We start from the raw sequence: 12,058 nt of genomic DNA, 5'->3' as shown, positions 1-12,058 counted from the left end.
TTATTCCGGGTCTTTTTGATGTTGCCGGGTACAGAACCAGGTATCCAGGAAGTCCTTATACCCTTCTGCATCTATTTCCCTTTTCGTTACCCTTCCACCTTTCCACTGGGTAATGGCTGTGTCTGTTAATGTGACACCTCCGTTGTCCGTCCGCTTTGTCAGTAAAGGGTGTTTGTTGAATGGGGAATCGTCGTGCTCTTCAATGATGACCCGGACTTCGTCCAACATGCTTACGTCCTTAATGGTTTCCTCTGGGTCAAACGCGTATCCGATTTTCCACTCGGAATGCTTATGCTTCAATTTCATTTCTAAAATATATTCACCATGGGGAGTTTTAACTTCCCTCATTCTGAACTCTCCATTTTTCGATGATATGACCTCCCCCGATAACGGGACCGGCTTCAATGGAATGTTCCCCCCAAAGCCGCCATCGATGATGTAGGCTTGATTCTCAAAACGGACTAATATCGCCACATGGGTCTTTCCCATAGACTGGTACATCCCAGAAGCACCATCATAGACCGATCCCCTGACAAGAGCGGCTTCACATCCATTTTCTATTAAAAATAAATAGAGAAGTCCATTAAGTTCATAGCAAAGCCCACCCTCATTTTTAACAAGCATCTTATCCACTAAATTCCCCTTCGTAATAGCTTGTGACCTTTTCTCAATAATACATATATTTTCAAATGGAATATGTTTGGACATTGCTTCTAAAATGGTCTCCAAATCTTGAAAGGCAATGGGATTAGCCTTTGAATAATGAATCCTTTCACGGAATAACATGTTCAGATTGTTAATGTTGATCGCATCCTTTCTCTCTGATATTCTATCCCAGAGAGGGACGGACCTCAACCGAATTTCTCCTTGTACCGGCTGAGTGTCACCAACGGCCATATCCATTGATAGCTATGGTAATGAATATAGAAGTTTCCTGGCAGACCGGCTCCTGTGGGGTAGTTCCCCCTAGAGGCGTCTGCTGTTCCATTCAATAATTCGAGAAGCGCCATGATACCGAGATCAATCGCAGGGGTTGGTTTGTCTTCCATGCAGATGAGTGATTCCAGCGCCCACGCTGTTTGTGAGGGTGTACTAAAGGATAGGGGGACGTATGTCTTTTCCTGATCGCTGTAACAGGACTCCCCCCAGCCACCGTCTTTTTGTTGAATGCTTTCCAACCAGAATTTTGCCCTTTCGAGATGTTTATTAGATGATGAGATTCCCACTGCTTTCATACCCGTGATTGCCGCCCATGTTCCATAGATATAGCAAACCCCCCAGCGACCATACCAGGAGCCATCGTCCTTTTGCATCAATTTCAGCCACTCAACACCCTTTTTAACCTGAGGATGATCCTTGGTCAATCCTGCCTGTCTGCCTAGAAACTCCAACGCTCTTCCTGTTAAATCAGGCGTCGAAGGGTCGATTGCCGCAGCCTCTGCCCCGTCCATTGGAAAAGAAGTCAGAATACCTTTTGTCTTGTTTTTTTCAAAGGCCGGCCAGCCACCATCCCGGTTTTGCGTGTCTATAACCCATTCAATCCCGCGGTCCCATGATTGTCGGATAAGCGGATTCATTGCAGCTGAATACGTAATCGCCCTGAGAGCCGCTGTTGTATCGTCCACATCAGGGTGAAGACTGTTGCTCTCTGAAAAGCCCCATCCCCCAGGGTTCACCCGGCTATCCATCGCCCAATCTCCATACCTGAAGTGTTGTTTCCTGACAAGGTACTCCACCGCTTTCTCTATGGAGCGGTCTCCCGCATCCATCCCCGCTTCCTGGAGAGCATGGCTGATCAGGGCTGTATCCCACACAGTAGAGGGAGAATTTTGGATGTGAATGCCTCTTTTCGTTTCACATGCCATTTTTTTAAGTCCCTTTATTGCCTTTAAAATGATGGGGTCCTTTTTCTCATACCCCATAGCCAACAGAGCATAAATCATATAAAAAGTCGCACTGAAATAACTTAAATAAGTCCCATCTGATTCCGTCCGGTGCAACATGTATTCCAGCGCAAACTGCCGGGCTTGTTGATGAAGATGGGATGGAATGCTCACCAGTGACTGTAAGCCCTCATTGATTTTCGAAAATAATCTCAACTCCCGTTCGTTGTATCTCACTTCGTTTGGAGCACGGGAAAGATACTGTATCTGTGGTGTACCGCTTGTTTTTATAGTGAATCTCTGATCTTTAAGCAACATCAACGGTGCCAAGTGCCCTCGCGCATAACTGCTTAGATCCCAAAAATTAAGGGGAAATGTCCTCGGAATCAATAGGAATTCAATGGGGATCGGCATGAGATGTTTCCAGTCATATTGCCCATGCACGGCAAGCATGAATTTCGTGATGGAATGGGCCTTGTGAAACCCGCCATTTTTCTCTATGAACTGTTTGGCTTTTAGAAGTCTCTTATCATCCTCTCCTACCACTCCACTGAAACTAAGGGCAAAGTAAGCTTCGATCGTTGAAGACAAATTCCCTTCCCGCTCATCCTCAAAGAGCTTCCATGTTCCATCCTTTGATTGCAGTTTCCATAATCTGTTCACAAGCTGTGCCACGAGTTCTTTCTCACCTGCTTCCAATGAACGTAGAAGAATGATCATATACGCATCGGTCATCACGCTATTTTCAAAACAAAAGGACCAGCTCCCATCTCCACTTTGCATACGCTGAAGATCATTTGCCATATTCCGGATCGTGCTTTCTATCATTTTTTTCATCATTCTGCCTCCCGGGTACCATCTCTGTATTTATGTATATGTGAAGAAGGCGGGTACTAGTAGTGGGAAGCAAAGAAGAGCCTGCTGTCGGTTTCCCGAGAGCAGGCTCTTACTAATATTCTTCTATTTTCTGTGAATAATAGCTTACAAGCTCGGGATATTTTTGAAGCTCTTCCCTGCCAAGATCCGTGATTTGATACACACCCCGTTTCACCCTCTCGAACCATCGGTAATAATTTTTCTGGAGGATGGATGGGGTTTTGGCTCCGGTTCCCATCTTGGCCAGATTCTTTGGAGACATCGGTCCATATGTTTCCAGACAGCAGGCGATGTGAATGCAACTCTCCTTATAAGCAGTCATGATTTTCGTTTTATTGCTGCCCCCTATATTGTAATCCGCACTTCGCCCTTCGATTTCCTTCACAAGGGCCGCACGTTTACGCTTACTATTCTTCATACTCTTCTTCCGGTCGAAGGCTTCCGGATGTATGACAAAATCAAGCTTGGGGTTCTTTGCAGTAAATGAAACGGTAATCAATCCAAGTTCCAGTCTCCTGATTAAATGGCGTACATCATTCCACCGCTTTAACCGTGGACGCTTCGGTTTCGGAATCGCGATGTACACAAAATCTGTCAGCCGCTGACGCTTTGTCGCCTGAATCAGAAGCTCGACATTCAAGGTAAGTTTCAGCTCAACAATCACAAGTTCATCCTCTTTCATTGCCGTCAGATCACAGTCATTCACTTCACCGTTCACCTGATATCCCTGTTTATAAAAATGTTTCTGGATCGGTTGATATAAATCCGATTCTTTCAGTTTCGTCATGGGTAAAAAACCTTTCCGGGAAAAATTCTATAATATAAAGTATAGACTATTGGAGAGATTTTTGCAGTTTGGGAGAAAAAGAGTTCCCATCATGCATGGATGCTGGGGAGATCGAATTGGTATATCATCTTTACCCTGCTATTACAGAACCTCCACTCCCCTAAAAGCAGATAACACATCTACCCCCGAATCCTCTCTATCTCATCCGCCACAAACTGTACCGATGTCCCGACAATCACTTGAATACTATTTTCACCCACCACATGAATACCCGGAACCCCCGTGGCTTTGATCCGGTCCTGATCCACAGCATCCATGTCCTTCACTTCCACTCTCAATCTGGTAATACAATTATCCACGGACGTAACATTTTCATCTCCACCGAGTCCGGCGAATATTTCAGCAGCCATCACAGCAAACCTTTCGCCTTGAGGAAGTACCTCTCCACCCTCCCCTACTGCTTCCTCCATGTCTTCCTCACGCCCGGGTGTCATAAGATTGAATTTCGAAATCATAAAACGGAACAAGAAATAATAGAGAAGACCGAATACTATACCTTGAATCAGAAGCATATACGGCAGATTCGCCAATGGGAGCCTTGAGCTCAGTACAAAATCCACGAAGCCCGCACTGAAGCCGAATCCTGCCGTCCAATGGAAGAAGGATGCAATTGCAAGGGATAACCCTGTCAACACAGCATGAACTACATATAATGCTGGAGCCACGAACATGAAGGCAAATTCAAGGGGCTCCGTCACCCCCGTGAAAAAGGATGCAAAACCGGCCGCAAGCATCAGTGAGGCCACTTGTTTTTTCTTACCTGGTCTCGCTGCATGGTAGATTGCTAAACCGGCTGCAGGTAGACCAAACATCATCACCGGGAAAAATCCCGCCTGGTACATCCCCGTCACGCCTTTTTCTCCATTTCCAGACCAGAAATTCCCAATATCATCGATTCCGGCAACATCAAACCAAAACACGGAATTCAACGCATGGTGTAAACCTGTGGGAATTAATAAGCGATTGAAGAATCCATATAAACCGGCGCCTGTAAATCCGAGCCCGCTGATTTCCTTCCCGAAGGAAACAAGCGCTGTATAGATGAACGGCCAAACAAAAAGCATCACACCTGAAACGACCAGCATAGCGATGGCCGACATGATCGGAACTAATCGTTTCCCGCTGAAAAAAGCGAGTGCGTCCGGCAGCTTTACATGACTGAAGCGATTGTACATGCCTGCCGCAACGATCCCTGACAGAATCCCGACAAATTGATTTCCGATCTTTTCAAAAGCAGGATTCACGGAGACTTTTTCAATTCCTTGTAACAAAGCAACAGAATCCGTCGACAGCAATGTGGTAATGACGAGATAGGCGACCAATCCGCTCAGTGCCGCCGATCCATCCTTCGCCTTTGCCATTCCGAGTGCGACCCCTACTGCAAACAGAATCGCCATATTATCAATGATCGATGCCCCCGCCTTGATCAGGAAAGCAGCTACCGGATTATCGGCTCCCCAGCCGGAAGGGTCAATCCAATACCCTATGCCCATCAGGATCGCCGCAGCCGGTAACACAGCAACAGGAAGCATCAACGAACGACCAATGCGCTGCATATATTTCATCATTTTGTTTTCCCCCTATCAGTCTATTTTCCACTTAAAGATGTCCTGTCCAGCAAAGCGGACAAAACCTCTTCCGTAAAAAATATTCCGCCTTATGCCCCTTTAGAAGAAAATGCACATAAATATACAGAACTATTGATAGAAATTTTCAAGAGGGTGGAAAATGAGTGAATAGGAGGGACGGACCTCCAGAATCGATATCGGAGGGGAAGGAAAGTTGGTTTTGAAGGTCCGTCCCTCTAACAACAAAAACCCCTGTCAGGCATCAAGCCTGACAGGGGTTTTTCCCTGTGACGAGTTTTCTATTAAGGTAATTCAGTTGTGCCCATGAGGTAGCGGTCGCATTCGCGGGCTGCTTCACGGCCTTCGTTGATGGCCCAGACGATGAGACTTTGGCCCCGGCGCATATCGCCTGCGGCAAAGACACCATCGACGTTGGTCATGTAATTTCCGTAATCTGCTTTCACAGTGGAGTTGCTGTTGGTTTCAACTTCAAGCTCTTTGATCAGTTCTTGTTCCGGACCACTGAAACCAATGGCCAGAAGGACAAGATCCGCCGGCCATACCTTTTCCGTTCCCGGGATTTCATCACGGACTTTGTTTCCATCTTCATCATAACGAAGCTTCACATTGACCGTATGCACTTCTTTAATATGGCCATGTTCATCACCGACAAATTTCTTCGTCATGACGGCATAAGCACGAGGATCATCACCAAGAATCTCTGCCGCTTCCTTTTGACCGTACTCCACCCGGTGAATGACCGGATATTGCGGCCACGGATTACCGACTTCATCCCGCATGGCACCTTTTTTATCGTAAATATCAAATTGAGTCAAGCTTTTGCAGTTATGCCTCACGGAAGTGGCCAGGCAGTCTGTACCCGTATCCCCTCCACCGATGACGATAACGTTTTTTCCTTCTGCGGTAATATATTCACCATCTTGTAAGTTCGAATCCAATAAACTTTTTGTATTCGAATGAAGGAAATCCATTGCGTAATGCACGCCATTCAGATTACGTCCATCCACTTGAATGTCACGGTGAACGGCGGCCCCTCCGCACAGGATGACGGCATCAAAATTCCCCCGCAGATTCTCGACTGTATAGTCTTTCCCTACCTCAGTATTCGTCACGAATTCAATGCCCTCTTCTTCTAAAATATCGACACGGCGCTTAACGACTGAGTATGGAAGTTTCATTTCAGGAATACCATATGTTAATAGACCGCCTACTCGATCGTTTTTTTCAAAGACGGTGACAAGATGGCCGGCTTTATTCAGTTGTGCAGCAGAAGCCAAGCCTGCAGGACCTGATCCCACTACAGCGACTCGTTTACCCGTGCGGTGCTCAGGCGGCTCCGGAATGACCCACCCTTCTTCAAAACCTTTTTCAATAATTGAACGTTCCACGGTTCTGATCGCAACCGGCGGTTCATTAATCCCGAGGACACAAGCCCCTTCACAAGGCGCCGGACAAGCAAAGCCCGTGAATTCGGGAAAGTTATTCATCTGATGCTCCCGTCTCAGTGCTTCCTTCCACTGTCCCTGATACACTAAGTCATTCCATTCCGGTATTAAATGATACACGGGGCAGCCCGAGGTAGCCCCATTGATCTCCATTCCCGACTGACAAGTAGGAACGCCGCAGTCCATGCAGCGCGCCCCCTGTTTCTTGACTTCTTCTTCCGAAAGAGGAGTGGTGTAATCGTTCCAATCTTTCGTTCGTTCCGATGGATGCCTTTCGGCTGTTGTCTGTCTGGTATATTCCATGAATCCAGTTGGTTTGCCCATCATATCCCCCTCCCTCTTTATTTAGCGGGTTCCAATACTTTTTTTTCTTCTTTTGTACCTTCTTCAAATGCGGCCATTTCAGCATCGAATTTTTCTAAACCGCTATTTTCAAGCTCACTGATCCGCTCTCTCATCTTGAGATAGGATTTCGGAATTACACGTACAAATTTAGACACGTAAGAATCCCAGTTCGCTAATATTTTCTTACCATTATTACTACCTGTATAATGCACGTAACTCTCAATCATCTCGTACACGTCTTTCATCTCTTCCGGATCAAATAATGGCTGTACGAGGACAAGTTCCTGGTTACATCTTGAACGGAAGTTTTCATCTTCATCCAGGACATACGCGACGCCCCCCGACATACCGGCAGCGAAGTTCCGTCCAGTCAAGCCTAGGACAACGACTTTTCCTCCAGTCATATATTCACATCCGTGATCCCCGACGCTCTCAACGACTACCTGTGCTCCACTATTACGGACACAGAAACGCTCGCCTGCCACTCCGTAAATATAAGCTTCTCCACCGGACGCCCCATAGAAGGAAACGTTCCCGATGATCGTGTTCCGTTCAGGGATGAACGTAGCGGTCGGATCCGGATGGACGACGATCTTACCGCCTGATAATCCTTTTCCGACGAAGTCGTTGGAATCCCCGACAAGTCTTAAGGTCAACCCTTTAGGGATATACGCACCGAAGCTTTGACCTGCGGACCCCTTGAATGTCAGGCGGATTGTATCTTCCGGTAAGCCTTCCGCTCCATACCTCTTCGTAATTTCACTTCCAAGCATCGTCCCGGTCACACGATGAATGTTACGGATGGCTGTCGTCCATTCAACAGGTTCTCCTGTTTCAATCGCATTGCGGCAGCGGGGAATGAGCTCTTGATAATCCAATGTCTTCTCAAGTTCGTGGTCCTGCTTACGAGTAGCGTATCTGCCAACCTTCTCAGGTACATCAGGTTGATATAGAAGAGCTGACAGATCAATCCCTTTGCCTTTCCAATGATCGATTGCTTTGTTCGCTTCGAGGATATCCGTTCTTCCGATCATTTCATTGATTGTTCTGAAACCAAGTTGAGCCATCAGCTCCCTTGTTTCCTGGGCAACAAAACGCATGAAGTTCGCTACATGTTCCGGATCACCTGTGTACTTTTTACGTAACTCAGGGTCCTGAGTCGCAATACCTACTGGGCATGTATTCATATGACATACTCGCATCATGACACAGCCGAGAACAACAAGTGGTGCAGTCGAGAAACCGTACTCTTCCGCTCCCAGAAGTGATGCGACCACAACATCCCGGCCGGTCATCATCTTTCCATCTGTCTCAACGACAATCCGGTCACGCAGGCGATTTAAGAGTAAAGTCTGATGAGCTTCCGCCAACCCGATTTCCCACGGCAGTCCTGTATGTTTCAGACTGGTTCGCGGGGCAGCTCCGGTTCCACCGTCATAGCCACTGATCAACACAACATCCGCTCTGCCTTTTGCCACACCAGCCGCAATCGTTCCCACGCCTACAGCTGATACGAGCTTAACGCTGATGCGAGCCTGCGGGTTCGCATTCTTCAAGTTGTAGATCAATTCTGCCAGGTCTTCAATCGAATAGATATCATGATGAGGTGGTGGTGAAATCAACTCCACTCCCGGTGTCGATCCCCTTACCTCTGCAACCCAAGGGTAAACCTTTTTCCCAGGGAGATGTCCCCCTTCTCCAGGTTTTGCCCCTTGGGCGACCTTGATTTGAATTTCGTCGGCGTTTACAAGATAATGACTTGTTACCCCGAATCGTCCTGATGCTACTTGTTTGATCGAGCTGCGCCTGGAATCTCCATTTTCATCTGGAATGAAACGGCTTGGATGTTCCCCGCCTTCACCTGAGTTGCTCCGGCCCCCGATCTTATTCATGGCAATTGCCAAAGCTTCGTGGGCTTCCTGACTGATGGAGCCAAATGACATGGCACCGGTCTTGAAACGGCGACAGATTTCTTCAACTGATTCCACTTCTTCAATCGGGATTGGCCTCGCTTCTTTAAAGGAAAGGAGGCCCCTCAATGATTGCAGATTCTGCTTTTCATCTGTCAGCATTTTGGAATATTTCTTGAATAGCTCATAATTATTCGTACGGCATGCATGTTGAAGAGTGTGTATTGTACTTGGATTGTACGCATGGTCCTCTCCATTTTTACGGTATTGAAATTCGTCTCCGGATTCCAGGGTTCGTTGATGATCTTTCCGGTCATTGAATGCTTTTCTATGTCTTAAGAGCACTTCTTTTTCAATGATATCCATCCCGATTCCACCGAGTCTTGAGGCAGTACGGGTGAAATATTTATCGATGACATCCTTATGGATCCCCACCGCTTCAAAGATCTGGGCACCCCGGTAACTTTGGATCGTTGAAATCCCCATTTTGGATAGGACCTTGATGACGCCGTCCGTTCCCGATTTCACAAAGCTTTTCACCGCTTCTTCATACGTTTTGTCTTGAATCTCACCCTTTTTAATCAAATCGCGCAGTGTTTCATAGGCTAAATATGGATTGATTGCTTCAGCACCGTATCCAAGCAGTGTTGCAAAATGATGGACTTCACGCGGTTCTCCTGATTCCAAGAGGATGCTGACGGTTGTACGCGTCCCCTGTCGAATTAAATGATGGTGCAGTCCTGAAACAGCAAGGAGGGATGGTATGGCAGCCCTTTCCTTCTTCACGCCTCTGTCGGATAATATTAGGAGTGTAGCACCGTCTGCAACTGCCCTGTCAGCTTTCTCATAAAGATCATCCAGGGTACGTTCAAGCTGATTTTCGTCATCGGTAACATCAAATAAAATCGATAACGTCACTGCCTTGAAGCCCGTTTCCTTTTGATGACGAAGCTTCTCAAGTTCTTCCCCGGTAATGATCGGCGTCTTTAAATGAATATGTCTGCAGCTTTCCGGACCCGGATTCACGAGATTTCCTTCTGCACCAATCGTTGTTCCGACAGAAGTAATGATCTGCTCCCTAATTGCATCGATCGGTGGATTGGTCACTTGAGCAAACAATTGTTTAAAGTAGTTATACAGCAACTGAGGCTTTTTTGATAAAACCGCAAGAGGTGAGTCATATCCCATGGAACCGACAGGATCCTTTCCATCAGTCACCATCGGCTTGATGATTTTGTTCAGTTCCTCTGTCGTGTAGCCGAATGCCTGCTGTTGCAGGAGTACTTCATCAGAATCCAGTCGTACCACTTCCTGGGTCGTTTCCGGAAGATCTTCCAGCTCAAACTTATTATTATCAAGCCAGTGTCTATAGGGTTGCTCAGAAGCAACACGCAACTTGATCTCTTCATCTGGAATGATTCTCCCTTTTTCCAGATCGACGAGCAGCATCTTTCCTGGCTGCAGACGATCTTTATACACAATGTCATCGGCAAATATATCAAGGGCCCCTACTTCTGAACCAAGAACGATCATGCCACCCTTTGTCACATAATAACGGGCCGGGCGCAGCCCATTCCTATCCAGGCAGGCTCCAATTTGCTTTCCATCGGTAAACACCAGGGCTGCAGGTCCATCCCATGGCTCCATCAGGCAACTGTGATATTCATAAAAATCTTTCTTCTTAGGATGAATCGTCTCGTCATTTTCCCAAGGTTCAGGCACCATCATCATAGCCGTATGGGCAAGGGATCTGCCTGATAAATGAAGGAATTCAAAACAGTTGTCAAACATGGAGGAGTCACTGCCTGTCTCATCAATGACGGGTAGGATCTTTTTCAGGTCCTCTTCTTTGAATGCACTTGAATGGCACAACTTCTCACGGGCGCGCATCCAGTTCACATTGCCTCGCAATGTATTGAATTCTCCATTATGAATCGTATATCGGTTTGGGTGAGACCGCTGCCAGCTTGGGAAAGTATTTGTGCTAAAGCGGGAATGTACAAGTGCTAAAGCTGACCGGAACTCAGGATGATTGAGGTCAATATAAAAAGAATCGAGCTGTTCCGGAATGAGCATTCCTTTGTACACGATGGTCGTGGAAGACAAACTGCAAAGGTATACATCCTCCTGCCCATCGACGGTTGCAACTTCTTGTTCAATTCGCTTCCGTATCACATATAGCTTTCGTTCGAAATCCATCCGGGATTGGATGTCATCCGATACGCCAATGAAAACTTGGCGGATGAAAGGTTTAGACTTCGATGCTACTTTCCCTACAAAGGAATCATTGAGTGGAACAGGTCTCCAGCCCAGGGTCTTCTGACCTTCTTCTTCAATGATACGTTCGAAGATTTCTTTACTCTTCATGCGCTTCTCATAATTTTCAGGAAGGAACACCATCCCAATTCCATATTCTCCTTTTCGTGGAAGGATGATGTCTTCTTTCTCACATTGCTTTTTGAAGAAATGATGAGGGATTTGAGTGAGGATACCTGCACCGTCACCAGTACTTGTATCTGCTGATTGTCCTCCGCGGTGTTCTAAGTTACATAGAATGTTAATGGCATTCTGGACGATGTTATGACTCTTTGTCCCATCAATATTTGCAATCATTCCAATTCCACATGCTTCATGTTCTTGCGCAGGATCATACATACCCTGTGCTACAGGAAGATTCGTTTTCATCCAATGTCCTCCTCTACCAAACTTGTATATTTTTTGAATAATTAACCGGTTAATTAAATTTTCTTAATTTTCGTTAGTATATCATGAAATTTAGAAAAAACGAAAAATTAAGTTAATCGTTAACCTGTATATTTTCCAAATATATATGTAATATCCAGAAGGAATCTTGATTTTTAAACGTCTACTTTAACTTAATATTCAGAATCTTTAAAAGCTTGATACAAACATAAAGAAATCGCTTACAATAATTCGAGCTTCAAAGCATATTCCCTCAAAATTCTACATGAATTTTCATGCAAAACCATCACTAAAAAAAATTTTTACAATCTAGAAATTGACGTGATTTCGTTGGAGGGACGGACCTCTTAAATAGAGGGAGGACTGGCCGTTCAGTTGCTGAAACTCTTCTTCTATTCCCCCTATTCAACGTTTCAAACCACATGAAAGAGGGACGGACCTCCGAAAAATATCGGAGGTC

6 protein-coding genes are annotated in these 12,058 nt (G+C 46.0%); all 6 read right to left on the bottom strand.

Going from position 1 to position 12,058, the window contains the following annotated elements; genetic code table 11:
- Window positions 1-855, bottom strand: a complete 855-nt coding sequence (locus tag BAA9072_RS17830; protein WP_330999310.1) for an arylamine N-acetyltransferase family protein — start codon at window positions 853-855, stop codon at window positions 1-3.
- Window positions 852-2,723: a squalene--hopene cyclase gene (shc, locus tag BAA9072_RS17825; protein ID WP_230980929.1), complete on the bottom strand. Its 1,872-nt coding sequence runs from the start codon at window positions 2,721-2,723 to the stop codon at window positions 852-854. Before shc ends, BAA9072_RS17830 begins: the two co-directional genes overlap by 4 nt.
- 109 nt (window positions 2,724-2,832) lie before the next feature.
- Window positions 2,833-3,546 (bottom strand): DUF2161 domain-containing phosphodiesterase, encoded by a 714-nt coding sequence (locus BAA9072_RS17820; RefSeq protein ID WP_201716039.1) that lies wholly within the window; start codon window positions 3,544-3,546, stop codon window positions 2,833-2,835.
- Between the two features lie 179 nt (window positions 3,547-3,725).
- Complete coding sequence (gene nagE, locus BAA9072_RS17815; protein ID WP_201716038.1) at window positions 3,726-5,174, bottom strand: N-acetylglucosamine-specific PTS transporter subunit IIBC; 1,449 nt, start codon at window positions 5,172-5,174, stop codon at window positions 3,726-3,728.
- A gap of 302 nt (window positions 5,175-5,476) precedes the next feature.
- Window positions 5,477-6,964 (bottom strand): glutamate synthase subunit beta, encoded by a 1,488-nt coding sequence (locus BAA9072_RS17810; protein WP_201716116.1) that lies wholly within the window; start codon window positions 6,962-6,964, stop codon window positions 5,477-5,479.
- A gap of 17 nt (window positions 6,965-6,981) precedes the next feature.
- A complete protein-coding gene (gene gltB, locus BAA9072_RS17805) occupies window positions 6,982-11,580 on the bottom strand; it encodes a glutamate synthase large subunit (RefSeq protein WP_201716037.1) in 4,599 nt (1,532 codons plus the stop codon).
- Between the last annotated feature and the right edge of the window lie 478 nt (window positions 11,581-12,058).

This window comes from Rossellomorea arthrocnemi, from assembly GCF_904424705.1.
GTDB lineage: Bacteria > Bacillota > Bacilli > Bacillales > Bacillaceae_B > Rossellomorea > Rossellomorea arthrocnemi.
This window is presented reverse-complemented; position numbering and strand designations above follow the sequence as displayed.